Source organism: Pseudarthrobacter sp. HLT1-3 (assembly GCF_059383535.1).
Genome location: NZ_JBWZCJ010000019.1, coordinates 75,562 through 96,706, shown reverse-complemented (window position 1 = coordinate 96,706; position 21,145 = coordinate 75,562). Strand labels below are relative to the sequence as shown.

Here is a 21,145-nt window from a genome sequence, read left to right as displayed (position 1 = left end):
ACAACCATTCCCTGGACAACGACGCGGACCACCTCCTGGCCTGGGCCGACGGAGGGACCACCGGGATCACCAACCTCGGCGGGCCGTGCCGCAAGCACCACGGTCTGAAACACAGTTCAGCCTGGACACCGGCCGGAGCCACCAAAGACGCCCCGCCCGGCTGGATCTCCCCGTCCGGACGGTACTACCCCAGCGAACAACAGGACTGGGAACCACCCCACTGGCCACCCGGAATCCTGGACACAGATGCAGCCGCGGACATGGACGCCATCGTGGACCAAGACCCGGACCCCGATTCAGACGTTAACCTGGACTCCGCCCTGCCCCCGGATCCCGGCCCTGATCCCGAACGGGACCAGGACCAGGAACAGGAACTACCCCCGGATCCGTTCCCGGAACGGGATCAGGAACGGCCCGCGGACCCCTTCCCGGACTGGCACCTGCTCACGGCCGGCCACTCATTCATTGCCGCAGACACCGAGAACCCGGTCTTCTATGAGCCCCCCAACGAATCCATCATGGAACACTTCCTCGCCCACCACGCCTGACCGCAGGATCGTTCGGTCCCGCCTCGGGTTGACCATAACGCCCCTCCGAGCCACGTGACACGACCCGCCCCCATCCACCGCGAAAGGGATGCCTGCACGATCTGAGTCAAAGGACGAGCTGCGTCAAAGAATCAGGTTTCGTGCTGTAGCTGTGACGAGAACCGGTTGAGATGCCCGTCGGGTTCGTGGACCAAGATCTGTGAAACTGCAGCCGTCATTGCGCCTGTCTGATACCACTTGTCCTCGGGTCCGTTAACGGCGGCCGGGGAGCGGCGACCGTGCGCTCCGCCAGAGGTTGTATAGCCGGCATTGCGATCTGGAAATTCACCCCGCAGCCGGGCGGACTATGAAATTTATGGCTCGGCCCTGTAAGAAAACGCCCTTCACGGGACACTTAATCATCAGGAGGATGTCGTCCGTAAACCGGGGGAAACACCATGTTGGCTGCCAAGGAGCAAGCGTTCATTGACCTTCACACTCAGCATTCCGCGCGGGTCTACCAATACATTGCCTGCCGCATTAATGACCGGCACCGGGCCGAGGAACTTGCGGCGGATGTTTTCAGGATTGCCTGGCAGAAGCAGCCGGCGGAGCCGCCCGGCATTGGCTGGCTGCTGGCGACCGCACGGAATGTGATCGGCAACGAGTACAAGGGCCGCCGGCGCAGGCAGGAACTTGTTGAACGGCTGAAAGATGAGGCCCGCAGCCAGGTCCCTGAGCCAAACACTGAAGAACGGGCTGCCGTGGCAGGGGTGCTGGTGAAGCTCAGGGAGCGGGACCGCGAGGTCCTGATGCTCAGCTACTGGGACGAGCTGACCACCGCCGAACTGGCCCAGACCTTGGGATGCTCTCCCTCGGCCGCGGCGGTCCGCCTGCACCGGGCACGCCGGGCGTTCGCGAATGCTGCACCCCCACATCTCATAACCGCACGGAAGGACTAGCCATGGACCGCATCGAACAACTCATGAAGGATGCCAAACCGCGGGTGGAAATGCCGGGCGCAGCACCGGGAAGTGATACCGCCCGCTCGATCGTATTCTCCACGGACCCGGACGTTGTCCGCCTGGCCGGGCGCGCCCCGGCACGGCGCAGTCCCGCACGGATTGCAGCCGCGGCCGTCCTGGCCGGTGCCGCCGTCGTTGGCGCCATCATTGTCGGCGGCAATCTGATGCCGCAACCGGCGCCCGGACCGGCCCAAACCGGCACCCCGACGCCCACGGACACCGCCAGCCCCGCGCTGAGCTCGCCGAGTGCCCCCACCGCCAGTTCCACCGGCACCGCAGGGGCCGTCCTGAGCACCGGCGGAGTTGAATGCACCATGGCCAACGTCGACCAGCAGCGCAATGACCAGCAACGGGTCATCAAAGCGGTTCCCGACAGCGAACAGGGCTACTACACGGTGCTGGGCTGCGCCGACGGCTGGCTCGCCTATTCCATCTCCGATGAAGGGGTCCGGGCGCTCCAGCTCGACGGCGGCAACGCCTGGTACCAGCTCGGCAGACTGCAGAACGGGCGGTTCCTCTCCGACTTCCGGCAGGAATGGGCGAGCGTGTTCAACTGGGAGTTCCAGGCGCTGAACAATAAGGGGCTCACGCCGCAGCAGGCGATGGACAAGGAGTTCGCGGACAAGGGGATTCCGGTCGAACTGCGGCCCCGGCTCGTGGGCGAAGGCCCGCCCGCCGGATAGCTTGGGTCTCCTGCCGCAGCTATAGGGTTGATCCCATGAACCACACGCCAGTCACTCTCTGCTTCCTGCTCCGCGAAACAGGCGCCAGCACCGAAGTGCTGCTGGGCCTGAAACGGACCGGCTTCGGAATCGGCAAGATCGTGGGCATCGGCGGCCACGTCGAGCCGGGGGAGAGCGACGCCGAGGCCGTCGTCCGGGAAGTCTGGGAGGAAGCCGGTGTCGTGGTGCTGCAGGAGGACCTGGCCCACGCCGGCGTCGTCGAGTTCATCTTTCCCGCCCGGCCCGAATGGAACATGTCGTGCCGCCTCTTCACCGCCCGGCAGTGGGACGGCGAACCCGCCGAGAGTCCGGAAATCACGCCGGAGTGGTTCGAGGTCGATGCGCTTCCGCTGGCCCGGATGTGGCAGGACGCGGAGCACTGGCTGCCTCCCGCGCTGGCAGGGGAACGGATCGACGTGGTCGTGGTCCTCAATGAGGACAACGAAACGGTGGCCTCGGTCCGGTATCCCTCAGCGCCGCGGTGAGCCAAGCGTCCACCGAAACTTTCAGCGGCTCGAATCGTGCTGCGGGGAATGCCGCGGCCAGGGCGGTAGCCTAAGGCTCGAACAGGGCACCGCGCCGATCCGGCGATTACCGGTGGCGCGGCGGCGAGCGGCACACGAACCATTTTGGGGGCACGGCATGGACTCCAGCGATCACGACTTTCTCAGCAGGGACCCGGACGACAAGGGGCTGACGAACGACCCCGCAACGCGGCGGCGCTGGCCCTGGGTGGTTGCCGTCGTTGCCCTGGTCGCAGCGGCGGCCGCCGGGGGCATCGCCGTGGCCGGCAACCTGGTCTCCACGGCCCCCGCTGCCTCGACGGCCAGCGAGGTGGCGCCGACAGTGTCTGCACCGGCGACGACGGCGCCGTCGCCAACGCTCGCGACGTCGGCCCCCGTACCGCCGCCGGCTGCGGCGCCCGCACCGTCCAACGCAGCCACACCATCATCCACAACAGCCACCGAATCGTGGCGGACTTTCACCAGCGCCGACGCCAAGGTCAGCTTCGAGCACCCGGCCACCTGGACTGTCTCCACTCCTGCCGGGGCGTTCGGTGCCGGGGCCGTGGATGTTGATGTCGCGAACGAAGCCGGTGTGGTGGTGGCGTCGCTGCACCTGGGCCCTTACGGCGGACTCGGTGGCGCCTGTCAGGGCGCGGTTCCCTACACGGTGCTTGATGTGGTCGAAGTCGATCTTCCGTACCAGCCTGCGAAAGGGTCGGTCACGCCAAGGTTCGCCTTCCGGGCGCTGCAGGAAACGGACCGCGTCACCGCGTCCTACGGGCTGACCAGCACCCCGGCCGGGCAGGACGGCACCACCTGCATGTTCTACAACGTGGTCAACGGCCCCGTCGAGACTCCGATGTACTCCTTCGCCGACGCGTTCCAGGTCAACGCCGGAGGCACGGAGGAAGTCGCCAACCGACAGGGAGCCAAGACGTTCGCCTCGCTGGACGCGGCCCGGGCCTACATGCAGACCCCGGAGTACCTGAACGCCAAGCGCATGATCACCTCGCTGAAGATCACTGCGGGCTGAGGGGCCCCGGCGCAAATACGCCCGAAACAATCACATCGGGCGCAAATCCCCGGCGGCGCAAACCCCGGCTGCGCAAATCCCGGCGGCTAAAAAAACGGGCCGGCCACCTCCCAGAGGTGACCGGCCCGCCGTCGTACGGTCGTGAAGCTAGTCCACGTGCCGTTCCTCGACGCCGTTGTATTCGCTCAGCGGCCGGATCAGGGAGTTCGAGTCGAGCTGCTCCATGATGTGTGCGGTCCAGCCCGTGATGCGGCTGGCAACGAACAGGGGCGTAAACGTCGGAGTGTCGAAGCCCATCAGGTGGTACGTGGGCCCGGCCGGGTAGTCGAGGTTCGGCTTGATCGCCTTGGCCTCGTCCATCGCCGTTTCCAGCCCGTTGTACAGCCCGAGCAGCTCCGGCCGGCCGTAGTGCGCGATCATCTTGTCCAGGGCCGCCTTCATGGTGGGCACCCGGGAGTCGCCGTGCTTGTAGACACGGTGGCCGAAGCCCATGACCTTCTTCTTGTGTGCCAGCGCATCCTCCATCCACGCCTTCGCACGGGTGTGTGCCTCCTCCAGCGATTCCTCCGGACGGATGCCGATCTCGTCGAAGGTGTGCATCACGGCCTCGTTCGCGCCGCCGTGCAGCGGGCCCTTGAGCGCGCCGATCGCCCCGGTCACAGCAGAGTGCAGGTCCGAGAGTGTCGAGGTGATCACCCGGGCGGTGAACGTGGAGGCATTGAAGGAGTGCTCGGCGTACAGGATCATCGAGACGTTGAAGGCCTCGACGACCTCCTGGACCGGCTCCTCGCCGAAGGCCATCCAGAGGAAGTTGGCGGAGTAGCCCAGGTCGTCGCGTGGCTCCACCACGTCCTGGCCGTGCCGGCGGCGCTGGTCGTAGGACACCACCGCCGGCATCGCGGCGAACAGGTCCACGGCCTTGGCCAGGTTGGCCTCGCGGGAGGAGTCCTCCGCGAGCGGGTGCCGGGCGCCCATCACGGAAGCCGCCGTGCGGCAGACGTCCATCGGATGCGACGAGGTCGGCAGCGCGTCGATGACCTGCTTGACCACCGGGTCCAGCGTGCGTCCGGCGCGTTCCCGCGCCGTGAACTCCGCCAGCTGTTCCACGGTCGGCAGCTCTCCGTTCCAGAGCAGGTACGCGACCTCCTCGAAGCTGCACTTGGCGGCCAGCTCCTGCACGGGGTAGCCGCGGTAGAGCAGCGAATTGGTGTCCGGGTTTACCTTGGAGACCGCGGTGTAGTCCACCACGACGCCGGCGAGGCCCTTTTTGATCTCTTGTTCAGCCATGCTGAAACTCCTTTGTTCCTGTCGCCTGTTGAAACCGGCCGGAGCCGGACGTCCGATGCGGGGCTTAGTGACCCGGGATCTGGAAATTGAAAACCCCGGTGTCGAAGCTGTTGTACGCCTGGTAGTCAACGAGGTCGTACAAACGCGCCCGGGTCAGCATGTTACCGACCTGGGCCTCCTGGGTGCCATCAGCCTTAATTGCTTCCAGCGTACGCTCCGCAGCGCCCATGGCACTACGGAGCAGGGTCACCGGGTAAATGATCATATTGACCCCGACGCCGGCGAGCTGTTCCACCGTAAACAGCGCGCTCTGGCCGAACTCTGTCATGTTGGCCAGGATCGGCACGTCGACAGCGTCCCGAATGGCCTGGAACTCGCTGAGGTCCTTCATGGCCTCCGGGAAGATGGCGTCAGCGCCGGCCTCCACGAGTGCCTTCGCGCGGTCCTGCGTGGCCTTCAGACCGTCCGTGGCACGGATGTCGGTCCGCGCCATGATCAGGAAGTTCGGGTCACGCCGGGCATCGGCCGCCGCGCGGATGCGCTTGGTCGCTGTGTCCAGATCCACCACGTTCTTGCCGTCGAGGTGGCCGCAGCGCTTGGGATTGAACTGGTCCTCGATGTGCAGTCCGGCGAGGCCGGCGTTCTCGAGTTCCTGGACCGAGCGGGCCACGTTCATCGGCTCACCGAAGCCGGTGTCGGCGTCGACAATGCTGGGCAGGTCCGTCATCCGGGCGATCTGGCCGGCGCGGGTGGCCACCTCGGTGAGCGTGGTCAGGCCAATGTCCGGCAGGCCCAGGTCATTGGCCAGCACGGCACCGGAAATGTAGACCCCGGCGAAGCCCTTTTCTTCGATCAGACGGGCTGAGAGCGGGTTGAACGCGCCCGGGAACTGCTGGATCGTCCCGGAGGCCAGCAGCTCACGGAAACGGATCCGCTTCTGCTCCGGGGTGACCTTCGAGTACAGCATTTAGAAAAGTCCCTTCGGTGCGGCGGCCAGGTCGATCACGCCGGCGGCGGCCTGGATGTTGAGCTGGTCCAGTTCGCCGGCGGCCAGCTCGGGCAGGCGGGCGGCGGCGGCGAGGAAGCGTTCGATTTCCTCCTCGGCGACCAGGCCGGCGGCGAGCGTACGGAACTTGTTCACGTACTGTTCCCGCGCGAACGGCCGGGCACCCAGCGGGTGGGCGTCGGCGACGGCGATCTCGTCGGTGATGACCGTGCCGTCGTTGAGCGTGATGACCACGGTGCCGCCGAAGGCCTTCTCGGCGATGTCGAGTGAGTGGTAGCGGCGGGTCCATTCCGGATCCTCCACGGTGGTGACCTTGTGCCAGAGGTCCACCGTGTCCTGGCGTGCCGCGCGTTCCGGGGCGTAGGAATCGACGTGGTGCCAGGCGCCGTCCTGCAGGGCCACGGTGAAGATGTACGGGATGGAGTGGTCCAGCGTCTCGCGGCTGGCCGTGGGGCTGTACTTCTGCGGGTCGTTGGCGCCGGAGCCGATCACGAAGTGGGTGTGGTGGCTGGTCTTGATCAGCACGGACGCCACGTTGGCCGGGTCGGTGACCTCCGGGTGCTCGCCATGGAGCTTGCGCGCGAGGTCGATCCACGCCTGGGCCTGGTACTCGGCCGAGTGCTCCTTGGTGTAGGTGTCCATGATGGCGCGCTTGGTTTCGCCCGGGGTCGGCAGCGGCACGGTGTAGGAGGCGTCGGGGCCGTCCAGCATCCAGGCGATGACGCCGTCCTCGCCTTCGTAGATCGGCACCGGTGAGGTCTGGCCGCGCATGGCGCGGTCGGCGGACTCGACGGCCATCTTGCCGGCGAACGCCGGGGCGTGGGCCTTCCAGGTGGAGATTTCGCCCTTGCGGGACTGCCGTGTGGCGGTGGTGGTGTGCAGGGCCTGGCCGATGGACTGGAAGATCGTCTCGACGTCGAGTCCGAGCAGGGTGCCGATGCCGGCGGCGGCGGAGGGGCCGAGGTGCGCAACATGGTCGATCTTGTGCTTGTGCAGGCAGATGGCCTTGACCAGGTTGACCTGGATCTCGTAGCCGGTGGCGATGCCGCGGATCAGGTCCTGTCCGCTGGAACCCACGTGCTGGGCCACGGCGAGGATCGGCGGGATGTTGTCGCCCGGGTGGGAGTACTCCGCGGCGAGGAACGTGTCATGGTAGTCGAGCTCACGGACGGCAACGCCGTTGGCCCAGGCAGCCCATTCGGGGGCCACCCGTTCCTCGATGCCGAAGACCTTGGAGCCCTTGCCGCCTGTGGTGGGACCGTGGGTCAGCGCCTGGGCGCGGGCGGCGACGATCGGGGCGCGGTTCAGCGAGGCAATTGCCACCGAGGCGTTGTCGATCACCCGGTTGATCACCATGTCGGTGACCTCCTCGGAGACGGCGACGGGATCCGCGGCGACCTGCGCGATTTTGAACGCAAGCTGGTCCTCGCGGGGCAGGTTTTCCTCGCTCTTGTAAACGCGGACGTGGTGTTCCTTGACCATGGTGCTCCTTCTTAGTGAGGTGTATGTGTGGCTTTGACGTGGGAGAGACTGCGGTGCAGATGAAGCGTGGTGGCGGCCTCTGCCAGCCGGGGATTGCCGGCGGCGATCGCCTCGGCGATGGCGGCGTGCTCGGCGGCCGCGGCGGTGAGCCGTTCGGCGTCGTCGGCTGCCAGCCGGCGCACCCGGACCAGGTGGACGCGCAGGCTGCGCATCGCCTGGGCGAGGTAGGAGTTGTGGATCGCGGCGTCGATCTCTGCGTCCAGCCGTCCGACCAGGCGGTAGTAGTCGTGCCGGGCGGGGTCTCCGGCGCTGATCAGCTCGGGCGCCCGGCGCAGTTCGTTGCGGAGCTGCTCGAAGGTGGCGGCGTCGCCACGCTCGGCGGCCAGCGCCGCGGCCTTGCCCTCCAGGGTTTCGCGCAGTTCGAAGAGTTCGTCGATGTCCTCCAGCGAGATGTCGGTGACGACGACGCCGCGGCCGCCCGCCGTCGTCGTCAGTCCCTCCGCGCTGAGCCGGCTGAGAGCCTCCCGCAGCGGGGTGCGGGAGATGCCGAGCCGCTCGGACTGTTCCACCTCCGCGAGCACCGTTCCGGGAAGGAGGCGCCATTCAATGATGTCCTCACGCAGGGCCGCATAGGCCTTGTCGCTGGCGCGCATCTTGCCTCCTTCATTGGCTGACGATGTCCAGTGTATACACGCCACGGGTATTTGCCCAGCTTTTTAGCTGTTCTTCCCGCATTTCACCCAATTGACCCTATCTGTGTATACAGAAGCCTTGTGCTGGGAGCCCGGGCGGGGCTACCATGAGCACCATCACATCGTCGTGGACGGGACTCATTTTCATGGTTAGCAAGAACTACCAGGACAGCTACACACGCAGCCTGGAGACGCCCGAAGAATTCTGGCTGGAGGCCGCAGGGGGGATCTCGTGGACCACCCCTCCGAAGCACGCCCTCGATTCCAGCCGGGCGCCGCTCTTCGGCTGGTTCCCCGACGGCGTCCTCAACACCTGCTACAACGCCCTGGACCGCCACGTGGCGGAGGGGCGCGGCGAACACGACGCCCTGATCTATGACTCCGCCATGCTCGGCACCCAGCAGCGCTACAGCTATGCGGAGCTGACCGACCTCGTCGCCCGGTTCGCCGGAGTGCTGCGCAGCCAGGGCGTGGGCAAGGGCGACCGCGTCGTGATCTACATGCCGATGATCCCCGAGGCGGCCATCGCCATGCTCGCCACGGCCCGGCTCGGCGCCGTGCATTCTGTCGTTTTTGGCGGCTTCGCCCCCAAGGAACTCGCCGCCCGCATCCGCGACGCGGCCCCTGCGGCCGTGGTCACGGCCTCCGGCGGCATCGAACCCTCGCGCCGGATCGAGTACCTCCCCGCCGTCGAGGAGGCCCTCGGCCTGGCCGGAGCGCCCGACACGCCGGTCCTCGTCAAGGCCAGGGAGGGCTTCGCCTCCTCGGCGGCCGACCACGCCGGCTGGCTGGACTGGGACACTGCGATGGCCACCGCCGTGCCCGCGGCCCCGGTCGACGTCAAGGCCACGGACCCGCTCTACATCCTGTACACCTCGGGAACCACCGGCGCCCCCAAGGGTGTCGTGCGGGACAACGGCGGCCACGCCGTGGCGCTCAGCTGGACCCTTGAGAACATCTACGACATCGGCCCCGGCGACGTGATGTGGACCGCCTCCGACGTCGGCTGGGTCGTGGGACACTCCTACATCGTGTACGGACCGCTGCTGGCCGGCGCCACCACCGTCATCTATGAAGGCAAGCCCGTGGGCACGCCCGACGCCGGCGCATTCTGGCGGGTCATCCAGGACCACAAGGTCAACGTGCTGTTCACCGCCCCCACCGCGCTGCGCGCGATCCGGAAGGCCGACCCCGAGGCAAAGCTCCTCGCGGACTACGACATCTCGAGCCTGCGCACCCTTTTTGCCGCGGGCGAGCGGCTGGACACGGACACCTTCCACTGGGCCTCGCGGACCCTGGGCGTCCCGGTGGTGGACCACTGGTGGCAGACCGAGACCGGGTGGGCCATCTGCGCCAACCCCCGCGGGCTGGACGGACTGCCGATCAAGGCCGGCTCGCCCAGCGTGCCGATGCCCGGCTTCAAGCTGAACATCGTCGACGGAACGGGGGAGGACGTCGAGGCGGGGACGGAGGGCAACATTGTCCTTGCCCTCCCGCTGCCCCCCGGCACCCTGACGACGCTCTGGGGCAACGACGAGCGCTACATCTCCTCCTACCTGCAGGCATTCGATGGCTACTACGCCACCGGCGATTCCGGCTACCGGGATGAGGACGGCTATCTCTTCGTGATGGGCCGCACCGATGACATCATCAATGTCGCCGGCCACCGGCTCTCCACCGGCGCCATGGAACAGGTGATCGGCCAGCACCCGGCAGTTGCCGAGTGCGCCGTGATCGGACTCGCGGACCCGCTGAAGGGCCAGCGCCCCAGCGGCTACGTGGTGCTCAAGTCAGGCGTCGACGTGCCCGAGGACATCCTGGTCAAGGACCTGATCGCGCTGGTCCGGCGCGACATCGGCGCCGTGGCCGACTTCAAGCACGTCACCGTGGTGGAGGCACTCCCCAAGACCCGCTCCGGAAAGATCCTGCGCAAGACCATGCGCCAGATTGCCGACGGCGAGGACTACGTGGTGCCCTCGACCATTGAGGACGCCGGCGTGATCGACCAGCTCATCGGAAGCCTGCGCCCCGGTGCTGTGGGCTCCGGACCGAAGATGATGCCCTAGCGCGTGGGTGTCACCGGCCGGCATGTCGGCCGGCATGCCGGCGGACACGTCGGCTGCCAGGTCGGCGCACTAGGGGGCGGACATATCGCCCACGCCCGGGCGTGCCCTCGGCCAGGGCGTAGCGCTGCAGCACCGCGCCCTTCGGTGAGGTGACTACCGGCTCGATGAGTCTGAGGTTCGTGGGAACCACCCCGTCGGCAAAGACCTTCTTTCCGCCGCCGAGGAGGATCGGATACACCCAGAGCGTGAGCCGGTCGAAGAGCCGCTCGGCGAACAGGGTCTGCACGAAGTTGAGACTGCCGATGACGTGGATGTTCGCGTGCCGGTCGCGCAGTCCGCGCACGGCGGCGAGGACGTCAGGCCCGAGCAGTGTGGAGCCGGCCCACTCGAGCGCCGGCGTCTGGCGCGAGGCCACATATTTCGGGATCCGGTTGAACAGCCGCGCGATGCCCCCGTCCGCGTGCGGCCAGTACGCGGCGAAAATGTCGTAGGTCCGGCGTCCCAGCAGCAGCGCGTCCATGCCCGCCATCCCGGAGTCGATTTGACCGCCGACGACCTCGTCCAGGAGAGGCGCCTGCCAGCCGCCAAATGCGAAACCGTTGTCTGTGTCCTCGTCCGGCCCGCCGGGCGCCTGCGCGACGCCGTCGAGCGTCGTGAACAGGTCGATATGGATGAGTCCCATGCCGTGCTCCTTCCCTGTCGCCCGTCGTCGCCCCGGCGGCGGGATCGCTTTGAGGCTGCCACACGATCCCCTTGCGAAGCAACGGGCGTTGGGTGCAACCTGCCCTGGCGGGAGGAGCCCTATGCCCCCCGCCGGGCCCAGCGGTATTCGTTCTCCGGCCTGCCGGGCGCGCCGTAGCGGGCCGTCCGGGTGACAGTGCCGGCGTCGGCGAGGTATTCCAGGTAGCGCCGTGCGGTCACCCTCGATATGCCGAGGGCGTCCATCACTTCGCTGGCCGACACCGCCCCGGACTGCAGCTTCATGAAGCCCCGCACGGCATCCAGCGTGGACGCCGCCAGCCCCTTGGGCAGCGGCAGCTCCGACGGCGCCCGCAGGCTCGCGAAGGCCTGGTCCACGTCGCTTTGGGACGCCCCGGGACCGGCCGGCCCGGCGGCGGGGGAGGCCAGCTGCTCCCGGAAGAGCCGGTAGCTGGTGAGCTTGTCCGCGAACGTGGCGTAGGTGAAGGGCTTGATCAGGTACTGGACCACCCCGATGGCCACGGCGCTGCGGACGATGTTCAGTTCCCGGACGGCGGTGATGGCGATAATGTCCGCGAACAGCCCGGCGCCACGCATCCGGCGGGCAATGTCGAGGCCGTGCAGGTCCGGAAGGTTCATGTCCAACAGCACCAGGTCCACCGGGGCGCCGGCAGCCGCGAACTCCGTCATCAGCCGGAGCGCGGACTGTCCGTCCAGGGCCGATCCAGCCACGGTGAAGCCCTCCAGCCGGCCCACGTAGGCGGCGTGCGCGGCCGCCGCGATCGGTTCATCTTCGACGACGAGGACGCGGATGTCGCTCATTGGATTTCCTCGGTAGTCAGTGGTGCCGGCGGCGGCGCCGCGGGTGATGTTGGCGGCGCCGCAGGTGATGTTGGCGATGCCGCCGGCGGTGACGTTGGCAGGGTGACGCGGAACAGCGCCCCGGCCGGGCTCGAGATTGCCATCGTACCGCCGAGCCGCTGAACCGCCTGGCGGACCAGGGCCAGGCCGAGGCCCCGGCCGAACGGGCCCGGGGATTTGGTGCTGAAGCCGTGCCGGAAGATCTCCTCCACCGCCTGCGGATCGATCCCGGGACCGCTGTCCTCCACGGTGATTTCCAGGGACCCGGGGGACGCGTCCACGGTGAGCTCCACGAGTTTCGGCGCGGGCGCCTCGGCGGCGGCGTCGATGGCGTTGTCCAAAAGGTTGCCGAGGATCGCCACGAGGTCCTGCACGGCCAGCCCGGTCACCGCGGTGGGACGCTGCCCGTCCCCGGACGTGTTGAGGGTCAGTTGGACGCCCCGCTCGTGGGCCTCGGCGGCCTTGCCCATGATCAGCGCCCCGAGCACGGGCTCGTCGACGGAACTCACGACGTCGTCGGTCAGCCGCTGGCTGAGTTCAAGGTCCTGGGTGGCGAAGTCCAGGGCTTCCGCCCCGCGTCCGAGTTCCATCAGGGAGACGATGGTGTGAAGCCGGTTGGCATGCTCGTGGGTCTGGGCGCGAAGGGCGTCGGAGAGGGTGCGCATGGTTTCCAGCTCGCTGCCGAGTGACTCGATTTCGGTGCGGTCGCGGATCGTGGCCACCGTTCCGTACACGGCCGCGTTTGTCCGCCCGCCGGTGGAACCGGGCCCGACGGCCGGGCCCTGGTTCACCACGAGGATCCGCGAGCCGGTCAGGTGGATCTCGTCGAGGGCTGTCCGGCCCGATTCGAACAGCTCCCGGAGGCTGGGGGCCAGCGGGAGCGTCTCGAGGGACGGCGCGTCCTGCGGCCCGGCGCCGGACCCGCCGCGGCGGGCTGACCTGCGAACGGACCTGCGAACGGACCTGCGGACGGACCTGCGGACGGCTGCGCCTTCGCCGTGGGCAGGTGTGCCTCCGCCGTCGGACGAGTTTGGGGTGAGTCCCAGCAGCTCGGCGGCCTGGTCGTTGTACATCACCACCTTGCCCTTGGGATCGATCAGGATGACGCCCTCGCGGACCGAGTGCAGTACCGATTCGTAGTAGGCGAAGAGCTGGGCGAGCTGCTCCGGGCCCCAGCCGCGGGTCACCTCCCGCAGGTACCGCCCCAACAGCCAGGATGCCAGCGATCCGGCCACCAGCAGGGCCAGCGCGATGGCTACCAGCGCCGGCAGCCGGCCGGAGACGGCGATGTCCACGGTGCGGACGGTCACGCCGGCGGCGACCAGGGCCCGGACGGTGCCGTCCGCGTCCTGCACGGGCGCGATGGTGCGGACGGAGGGACCGAGGGTGCCCGCGGTGACCTCGGTGAAGACCTGGCCGTTCAGGGCCGCCTCGATGGAGCCGATATAGGGTTTGCCCAGCTCCTCATCCCGGGGGTGGGTCCACCGGGTCCGGTCCGGAGCCATGATCGTGATGAAATCCGCATCCGCGTCCGCCATGACCTTCAGCGCGTAGGGCTGCAGCAGGGCCGAGGGATCTGCGGCGCCTGCCGCGTCCAGCACCAGGGGGCTGTCGGCCACGGCGGTCGCGACGGCGGCCATCCGGCGGCCAGCCTCGACATAGGCCTGGTCGCGCGCATCAACGAACGTGGCAGTGCCAACGACTGCCGTCAGGGTCAGGATGAACAGCAGATGGGCCACAAACAGCCGACGGGCGATGCTCCAGCGGTGGATCATCAACACCTTCCATGACCAATATGAACGCAACGGTGATGCGCGTCACTCCATCACCAATGATGGTGGAACACGCAGAACGGACGTGATGGGCCCACAGCCTGTGCCGCACCGACGTCCAGCCTATCCAAGGAGAACTCCATGACCTCTCAACGAGGAGAGTCGGCCGTGACGCCGGTCAAGAAGCGCAAGGGACTCGACAAATCCCATTATCTCTACATCGCGGTCATCGCGGCCGTTATCCTCGGCGCCCTGGTCGGGCTGATGTTCCCCGAGGTCGGCAAATCCCTGAAGCCGCTGGGTGACGGGTTCATCAAACTCATTAAAATGATGATCGGCCCGGTCATTTTCTGCACCATCGTCCTCGGCATCGGTTCCATCGCCAAGGCGGCCACGGTCGGCAAGGTCGGCGGCCTGGCGCTGGGCTACTTCATGGTGATGTCCACCTTCGCGCTGGCCATTGGCCTGGTCGTTGGCAACCTGATCCACCCGGGCGAGGGCCTCAAGCTCGCCCCCTACGACCCGAGCAAGAAGGCGGCCACGGACAGCACGGTCGACTTCCTGCTGGGCATCATCCCGGGCGACATCCCGGTCCTGCCGACCCTGCTCGCCGCGATCCTGGTCGGCTTCGCCCTCCAGCAGATGGGCCCGCAGGGTGCTCCCATCCTCAAGGCCGTCGGCTACGGCCAGGCCCTCGTCTTCCGGATTCTGGTCATGATCATGTGGCTCGCCCCGGTCGGAGCCTTCGGCGCGATCGCCGCCGTCGTCGGGGCCACCGGCATGCAGGCCATCTTCAGCATGGCCACCCTGATGATCGCCTTCTACATCACCTGCGCCCTGTTCATCGTCGTGATCCTCGGCGGCCTGCTCAAGATCGTCGCCGGCGTCAACATCTTCCGGCTGATGAAGTACCTCGGCCGCGAATACCTGCTGATCTTCTCCACCTCATCCTCCGAGGCTGCACTGCCGCGCCTGATCGCGAAGATGGAACACCTCGGCGTGTCCAAGCCCGTCGTCGGCGTCACCGTCCCCACCGGATACTCCTTCAACCTCGACGGCACGGCCATCTACCTGACCATGGCTTCGCTGTTTGTCGCCAACGCCATGGGCACCCCGCTGGACCTCGGTGCCCAGGTGTCGCTGCTGATCTTCATGATCATCGCGTCCAAGGGTGCCGCCGGTGTCACCGGCGCCGGCCTGGCCACCCTGGCTGCCGGGCTCCAGGCCCACAAGCCGGAACTGCTCGGCGGTGTCGGCATGATCGTCGGAATCGACCGCTTCATGTCCGAGGCCCGCGCCCTGACCAACTTCACCGGCAACGCCGTGGCCACCGTCCTGATCGGCACCTGGGTCAAGGAGATCGACGGCGGACAGGTTGAGCGGGTCCTCTCCGGCAGCGAGCCCTTCGACGAGCAGACCATGATCGCCAGCCACCACGGCGTGCAGCCGGAGGAGGCTGCTCCGCAACAGCCGGTCCTGGCCAACGCCTGAGCCATTCCGGCCCGCCAGAACCGGTCAAAACCGCCCGGACGCCCGCCAGCGTCCGGGCGGTTTTTCGTGCCGGCACGGCAACCTTCGACTTCTACCAGAGGGTTGAGGCTCAAACAATGGCTGCTGTCAAGGTTCCCTCGAATACCGTGTCGGGCGCTGTAACCTTGGGAGGAATAAGATCGGCGCTGGAAGACCAGCGGCAGGAACATCAGGCACCACAACCAACGTCATCGAAAGTGTGGATAGATACGTGAGCAGCGAACAGGGTTCAGCAACTCTGGAAGGCACCGAACTCGATCTGGAAGACGCCGTCGTGGGCCCCACCGGGCGCCCCCAACGCGACTTTCCGGAGCCCGCACCGCTGTCATCCCACGGACCCGCGCGGGTCATTGCCATGGTCAACCAGAAGGGCGGAGTGGGTAAAACCACGTCCACCATCAACCTTGCGGCCGCGCTTGCTGAATACGGCCGCCGTGTGCTCGTCGTGGACTTCGACCCGCAGGGCGCCCTCTCCGCCGGCCTCGGCATCAACCCGCACGAACTGGACCTCACCGTCTACAACGTCCTGATGGACCGCAAGGTTGACATCCGCGATGCCATCCACAAGACCGGCGTGGAAAACCTGGACCTGCTCCCGGCCAACATCGACCTCTCCGCCGCGGAGGTCCAGCTGGTCAACGAAGTGGCCCGCGAACAGGTGCTGGACCGGGCCCTGAAGAAGGTCGAGGATGACTACGACGTCGTCCTGATCGACTGCCAGCCCTCGCTCGGCCTGCTCACCGTGAACGCGCTGACCGCCTCCCACGGCGTCATCATCCCGCTGATCTGCGAGTTCTTCGCCCTGCGCGCCGTCGCGCTGCTGGTGGAGACCATCGACAAGGTCCAGGACCGCCTGAACCCGCGGCTCCAGGTCGACGGCGTCCTCGCGACCATGTATGACGCCCGCACGCTGCACAGCCGCGAGGTGATCTCCCGCCTCGTGGAGGCCTTCGGCGACAAGGTCTTCGAGACGGTCATCAAGCGGTCGATCAAGTTTGCGGACGCCAGCGTCGCGGCCGAGCCCATCACCAGCTACGCCGGCAACCACATCGGCGCCGACGCGTACCGCAATCTGGCCAAAGAGCTCATTTCGCGCGGCGGCGCGCCCTAGTCAGGGCCGTGGCAGATCCGGGTGCTCCCGCGGCGGAGCCGCAGGCGCCGGCCGGGAAGAAGCCCGGCTTCGAGGTCCGGCTCGCGAACTTCACCGGCCCCTTCGACCTCCTCCTCGGGCTGATCTCCAAGCACCAGCTGGACATCACCGAAGTCGCGCTGTCCACGGTCACCGACGAATTCATCAAGTACATCAAGGGCCTGCAGAATCTCGGCGAGGAGTGGGCCCTGGACGAGGCCAGTGAATTCCTGGTCATCGCCGCCACCCTGCTCGATCTCAAGGCGGCCCGGCTGTTGCCCGCCGGCGAGGTTGAAGACGAGGAAGACATCGCGCTGCTCGAAGCCCGCGACCTGCTCTTCGCGCGGCTCCTGCAGTACAAGGCGTTCAAGCACGTGGCGGGCATGATGGGTTCAACCCTGGAGCTGGAGGCGCGCCGGTACCCGCGGCAGGTTGCACTGGAGGGCCACTTCGCGGCCCTGCTGCCGGAACTCCTCTGGCGGCACACCCCGCAGCAGTTCGCCGGTTTGGCCGAGGCCGCGCTCAAGCCCAGGGAAGCCGCGCCCACCGAGATCGGCCTCGCCCACCTGTACGCCAGCCCCGTCAGCGTCAAGGAACAGGCCGAACTGCTGGGCCGCCGGCTGCGGCTTGGCCCGCCGCTCACGTTCCGCGCACTGATCGCCGACGCCGGGTCCACCCTCGTGGTCGTGGCGCGCTTCCTGGCCCTGCTGGAGCTGTTCCGGGACAAGGCGGTGGCCTTCGAGCAACTGCTCCCGCTGGGGGACCTGACGGTCCGCTGGACCGCTGACCGGGACAGCTGGAACAGCGAGAACCTGAGTGAAGAATATGAGGAGCAGCCGTGAAGGAAACCCGGACCACGCGGGCAGCCGGTGACGCCCGCGCAGCAGGGGCTGCCGGTGCCGCCCCCGATGACGGCCCCGACGTCGGAAGCCTTCCTGGGGGAGGCCGGGCAGCCCTCGAAGCCGTCCTGATGGTGATCGACCAGCCGGCGACGGCGGCCGAGCTCGCCGCGGGCCTGAACCTGACCGTCGACGTCGTCGAGGGTCTGCTCGTGGACCTGCAGCGGGAGTATAACGGCTATACTGTTAGTGCCCCGGATGTGCTCGATGCCAGTTTCAACGGCTTCGGCGCCACCCCCCGGGGTTTTGAATTGCGGAATATCGCCGGAGGCTGGCGCATCTACTCGCGCACTGAGTTCGCCGATATCGTCGGCAGCTTCGTGCTGGAGGGACAGACAGCCAGGCTGACGCAGGCGGCGCTCGAAACGCTCGCCGTCATCGCCTACCGCCAGCCCGTATCACGGGCGCGGGTGTCTGCAATTCGAGGAGTCAACGTTGACTCTGTCGTGCGGACGCTGACGCAGCGGGGGCTGATCGAGGACTCGGGAACTGATCCTGAGTCCGGGGCCATCCTGTACCGCACGACGTCGTATTTCCTGGAACGCATGGGAATCGGCTCGGTGGCGGAATTACCGCACCTTTCACCCCATCTTCCGGGGCTGGAAGGCATCGAAGAGTTCTACGACGCAGGAAGAATGTAGGCAGGACCAACTGCCTGCGCACGGTTATTCACACAGGGCAGAGGCTTTTTGCCCCAGCCGGCGGGTGTTGTCGGGAGACAGCGGCCGTTGGCCAACAAACGAAGGACGGGTCATGACACAGGCGGGACGCCAGGGTTCACCACGTAACAGTTCGGGACGCAACAGTGCCGGACAAAATTCAGCGCAGGGCCGCGGCGCACAGGGCGGCGCTGGCCGCGGCGCTGCAGGCCGCGGCGGGGGACCCGGCTTCAAGGGCGGCGGAGACCGCCCCTTCAAGCACCCCAAGCCCCGCGAAGAGGCCTTCATCGATCCGGACCTGCAGGGACCCGACGGCGCCCCCGCCGCCAGGCCTGCCTCCGGTGACTGGAAGTCCAAGGCGCCCTCCGGCAACGCCCCGTCGGGCAAAGAACTGTCGGGCAAGGCCCTGTCGGGCAAGGAAGCGGCCCGCAAGGCTGCCGCCCGCAAGCCCGGCTTCGGCAAGGCACCCGGCACCCCCGGAGCGCTCAAGCCCAAACCGCGCACCGGCGCCCCCAAGACTGCCGGCGCCCGCGCTTTCGGCAGCGAACGCTTTGGCCAGAACCTCGGGCCCGTGCGCAAGCCGGCCCGCAAACGCGGACCCCGCGCCGACGTGCCCCAGTCAGAGGTACACGACCAGGACGGCATCCGCCTGCAGAAGGTCATGGCCTCGGCCGGCGTCGCCTCCCGGCGGGTCTGCGAGGAAATGATCGCCGAGGGCCGGGTGGAGGTCGACGGCCAGGTCGTCACCGAACTCGGCGTCCGCGTCGACCCGAAGTCCGCCGTCATCCATGTCGACGGGCTCCGCATCCAGCTGGACGAGAACATGGTCTACATGGTGTTCAACAAGCCCAAGGGTGTTGTCTCCACGATGGAAGACCCGGACGGCCGTCCCTGCATCAGCGACTTCGTCCGCAACAGCCACGGCGAACGACTGTTCCACGTCGGACGCCTCGACGTCGCCACCGAGGGGCTGCTGCTGCTGACGAACGACGGCGAACTCGCCAACCGGCTCACGCACCCCTCCTACGAAGTGCCCAAGACCTACCTCGTGCAGGTCCGCGGGCCGTTCCCGCAGGGCATCGGCGCCGAACTCAAGGCCGGCGTCGAACTCGAGGACGGCATCGCGTCGGTGGACTCCTTCAAACTCGTGGACTCCACCCCGGGCCACGTGCTGATCGAGGTCGTGCTGCACTCGGGCAAGAACCGGATCGTCCGGCGCCTCTTCGACGCCGTCGGGTTCCCGGTGCTTCGCCTGGTCCGCGTCAAGGTCGGCCCCATCGGCCTGGGCGACCAGCGCCAGGGCAGCATCCGCAACCTTGGCAGGCAGGAAGTCGGCCACCTGCTGGCATCCGTAGGGTTGTAGGCATGTCCGCCTTTCGCACCCACGGCCGCGGCCACCTCAACGGTCCGGTGGTGGTCGTGGGCACCGGTCTCCTGGGCGCCAGCATCGGGCTGGGCCTGCGGGGCCGCGGAGTGGCAGTCTTCCTCTCCGACCCCTCGCCCACCAACCAGGCCGTCGCCGTCGACATCGGCGCCGGCCTGCCCTTGGCGCGCCTTGACGGGGACCAGCCGGAACTCGTCGTGGTCGCAGCGCCGCCGGATGTCACCGCGGACGTGGTGGAACGCGCCCTCGCCGACTACCCCGGGGCAACCGTCGTGGACATCGCCAGCGTGAAGGCCGGAATCCAGGCCGAGCTCCGCAGCCGCGGAGCCGACCTCGGCCGCTACGTGGGCACCCACCCAATGGCGGGCCGGGAAAAGTCCGGCCCCGTCGCTGCCCGCGGCGAGCTCTTCACCTCCATGCCGTGGGTCCTGTGCCCGTCGGCGGAGACCCTGCCGCAGGCCCTGCGGATGGCGCGGGCGCTGGCCGTGGACCTCGGCGCCATCGTCTCCGAATTCGGGGCCGAGGAACACGACGAGGCCGTGGCACTCGTCTCGCACGTGCCCCAGGTCGTGTCCTCGCTGGTGGCCAGCCGGCTGCAGGGGACCCCGCTGCACGCGCTCTCCCTCGCCGGCAACGGACTGCGCGACGTGACCCGGATCGCGGCGAGCGATCCGACCCTGTGGGTGCAGATCCTGGGCGCGAACGCGGACAAGGTCGTGGAGATCCTGCACGGTATCCGCGAGGACCTCAACCGCGTCATCGGCACGCTCGAGGAGCCCACCGCGCCCGGTGCCCGGCTGGACCTTGCCCAGCTGATCAGCGAAGGCAACGCCGGCCAGGCCCGCATCCCGGGCAAGCACGGCGGACCCCCGCAGGCCTACTCCTGGCTGACGGTCCTGGTGGATGACACCCCCGGACAGATCGCCAGACTCCTGACCGAGATCGGCGAGATCGGCGTCAACCTCGAGGACCTCCGGCTGGACCACTCCTCGGGACAGAATGTGGGCATGGTGGAAATCTCCGTGCTGCCGAACAAACACGAACTGTTAATCGAAGCCCTCAACGACCGTGGATGGCGGGTACTCCAGTAATGACCCAGGAACTGATCGAAACCGTGGAAATTCTCCGCCCCGGCAAGAGCCTCGTCGTCGCGATCGACGGCCCCTCCGGATCCGGCAAGTCCAGCGTCAGCAAAGAGGTGGCACGCCGGCTCAAACTGGCCTACCTCGACACCGGCGCCATGTACCGCGCCGTGACCTGGTTCTGCCTGCACAGCGGCACCGACCTCAAGGACGCCGCCGCCGTGGAGGCCGCGGCCGAGACCCTTCCGCTGGAAATCAGCACAAGTCCGCTGGAGGAATACGTCCGGATCGGCGGCACCGATGTTACGCTCGCGATCCGCGAGCCGTCCATCTCCGCCGCCGTCAGCGCCGTCGCCACGACCCTCGGCGCCCGCACCGAACTGATCCGACGGCAGCGCGAACTCATCGAAAAGCACCACCACCGGATCGTGGTCGAGGGCCGGGACATCACCACCGTCGTCGCGCCCCGCGCCGAAGTGCGGATGCTGCTCACGGCCAGCGATGAGGCGCGCCTGCGCCGCCGCGGCATCCAGCTCGGCGGCAGCCAGAACGCCGAACAGCTCGCAGCGCAGGTCACCCAGCGCGACGCGAAGGACTCGACCGTGGTGAACTTCACCCAGGCCGCCGACGGGGTGGTGACGCTGGACTCCTCGGAGCTCGACTTCGAAGGAACCGTCGACGCCGCACTGAGCATCGTGCATGGCATCGTCAACCACCGGGCCCTCAACCGTGGCTGACGCCGGGCAGCGGGAGCCGCTCCGGACTCCGGCCCCGGCCCAGCTCC

18 protein-coding genes and 2 pseudogenes are annotated in these 21,145 nt (G+C 67.7%); 13 read left to right on the top strand and 7 right to left on the bottom strand.

The genetic code is table 11. The annotated features are described in order from the left end of the window. The 5 genes and pseudogenes from AC50X9_RS16130 to AC50X9_RS16110 all read left to right on the top strand — a co-directional run. A pseudogene (locus tag AC50X9_RS16130) lies at positions 1-548 on the top strand (hypothetical protein); the annotation flags it as partial. Between the two features lie 437 nt (positions 549-985). Beyond that, positions 986-1,489: an RNA polymerase sigma factor gene (locus AC50X9_RS16125; protein WP_494894978.1), complete on the top strand. Its 504-nt coding sequence runs from the start codon at positions 986-988 to the stop codon at positions 1,487-1,489. 2 nt (positions 1,490-1,491) lie between these two features. Next, positions 1,492-2,235: a hypothetical protein gene (locus AC50X9_RS16120; RefSeq protein WP_494894976.1), complete on the top strand. Its 744-nt coding sequence runs from the start codon at positions 1,492-1,494 to the stop codon at positions 2,233-2,235. 35 nt (positions 2,236-2,270) lie between these two features. Beyond that, entirely contained in the window at positions 2,271-2,759 is a 489-nt protein-coding gene (locus tag AC50X9_RS16115) for an 8-oxo-dGTP diphosphatase (protein WP_494894974.1), read from the top strand. Positions 2,760-2,916: 157 nt separating this feature from the next. Further along, the gene (locus tag AC50X9_RS16110) at positions 2,917-3,813 is read left to right on the top strand and encodes a hypothetical protein (protein WP_494894972.1); all 897 of its coding nucleotides are present in this window, start codon (positions 2,917-2,919) and stop codon (positions 3,811-3,813) included. Positions 3,814-3,960: 147 nt separating this feature from the next. Here the strand turns inward: AC50X9_RS16110 and AC50X9_RS16105 are convergent, their stop codons facing one another. The 4 genes and pseudogenes from AC50X9_RS16105 to AC50X9_RS16090 all read right to left on the bottom strand — a co-directional run. Beyond that, positions 3,961-5,100, bottom strand: a complete 1,140-nt coding sequence (locus AC50X9_RS16105) for a bifunctional 2-methylcitrate synthase/citrate synthase (protein ID WP_494894970.1) — start codon at positions 5,098-5,100, stop codon at positions 3,961-3,963. A 64-nt stretch (positions 5,101-5,164) separates the two neighbouring features. Next, a complete protein-coding gene (gene prpB / locus AC50X9_RS16100) occupies positions 5,165-6,067 on the bottom strand; it encodes a methylisocitrate lyase (RefSeq protein WP_494894968.1) in 903 nt (300 codons plus the stop codon). Further along, positions 6,068-7,588 (bottom strand): MmgE/PrpD family protein, encoded by a 1,521-nt coding sequence (locus AC50X9_RS16095; RefSeq protein WP_494894966.1) that lies wholly within the window; start codon positions 7,586-7,588, stop codon positions 6,068-6,070. Next, a pseudogene (locus tag AC50X9_RS16090) lies at positions 7,584-8,241 on the bottom strand (GntR family transcriptional regulator); the annotation flags it as partial. The pseudogene AC50X9_RS16090 and the gene AC50X9_RS16095, both read right to left, overlap by 5 nt. A gap of 185 nt (positions 8,242-8,426) precedes the next feature. On the opposite strand from AC50X9_RS16090, the gene AC50X9_RS16085 reads away from it, so the two are divergent. Continuing rightward, a complete protein-coding gene (locus AC50X9_RS16085; protein WP_494894996.1) occupies positions 8,427-10,346 on the top strand; it encodes a propionyl-CoA synthetase in 1,920 nt (639 codons plus the stop codon). A 10-nt stretch (positions 10,347-10,356) separates the two neighbouring features. Here AC50X9_RS16085 and AC50X9_RS16080 read toward each other — a convergent pair whose 3' ends face one another. From AC50X9_RS16080 to AC50X9_RS16070, 3 genes are all read right to left on the bottom strand, one after another. Continuing rightward, on the bottom strand, positions 10,357-11,028 hold the full coding sequence (locus AC50X9_RS16080; protein ID WP_494894964.1) for a dihydrofolate reductase family protein: 672 nt from the start codon (positions 11,026-11,028) through the stop codon (positions 10,357-10,359). 119 nt (positions 11,029-11,147) lie between these two features. Further along, positions 11,148-11,867 (bottom strand): response regulator, encoded by a 720-nt coding sequence (locus tag AC50X9_RS16075; RefSeq protein ID WP_494894962.1) that lies wholly within the window; start codon positions 11,865-11,867, stop codon positions 11,148-11,150. Then, positions 11,864-13,681, bottom strand: coding sequence for a sensor histidine kinase (locus tag AC50X9_RS16070; RefSeq protein ID WP_494894960.1), 1,818 nt, complete (start codon positions 13,679-13,681; stop codon positions 11,864-11,866). Before AC50X9_RS16070 ends, AC50X9_RS16075 begins: the two co-directional genes overlap by 4 nt. A 138-nt stretch (positions 13,682-13,819) precedes the next feature. Between AC50X9_RS16070 and AC50X9_RS16065 the strand changes: the two genes are divergently transcribed. The 7 genes from AC50X9_RS16065 (at position 13,820) to cmk (ending at position 21,098) form a co-directional block, all read left to right on the top strand. Then, entirely contained in the window at positions 13,820-15,169 is a 1,350-nt protein-coding gene (locus AC50X9_RS16065; RefSeq protein WP_494894958.1) for a cation:dicarboxylate symporter family transporter, read from the top strand. A gap of 250 nt (positions 15,170-15,419) precedes the next feature. Next, on the top strand, positions 15,420-16,319 hold the full coding sequence (locus AC50X9_RS16060; protein ID WP_494894953.1) for a ParA family protein: 900 nt from the start codon (positions 15,420-15,422) through the stop codon (positions 16,317-16,319). Positions 16,320-16,327: 8 nt separating this feature from the next. After that, entirely contained in the window at positions 16,328-17,179 is an 852-nt protein-coding gene (locus AC50X9_RS16055; RefSeq protein WP_494894949.1) for a segregation and condensation protein A, read from the top strand. Continuing rightward, positions 17,176-17,877, top strand: a complete 702-nt coding sequence (gene scpB / locus AC50X9_RS16050; RefSeq protein WP_494894947.1) for an SMC-Scp complex subunit ScpB — start codon at positions 17,176-17,178, stop codon at positions 17,875-17,877. Before AC50X9_RS16055 ends, scpB begins: the two co-directional genes overlap by 4 nt. A gap of 112 nt (positions 17,878-17,989) precedes the next feature. Then, the gene (locus AC50X9_RS16045; protein WP_494894945.1) at positions 17,990-19,258 is read left to right on the top strand and encodes a pseudouridine synthase; all 1,269 of its coding nucleotides are present in this window, start codon (positions 17,990-17,992) and stop codon (positions 19,256-19,258) included. Between the two features lie 2 nt (positions 19,259-19,260). Beyond that, a complete protein-coding gene (locus AC50X9_RS16040) occupies positions 19,261-20,370 on the top strand; it encodes a prephenate dehydrogenase (RefSeq protein WP_494894943.1) in 1,110 nt (369 codons plus the stop codon). After that, entirely contained in the window at positions 20,370-21,098 is a 729-nt protein-coding gene (cmk, locus tag AC50X9_RS16035; RefSeq protein ID WP_494894941.1) for a (d)CMP kinase, read from the top strand. The genes AC50X9_RS16040 and cmk overlap by 1 nt, the downstream gene beginning before the upstream one ends. Positions 21,099-21,145: the final 47 nt, after the last annotated feature.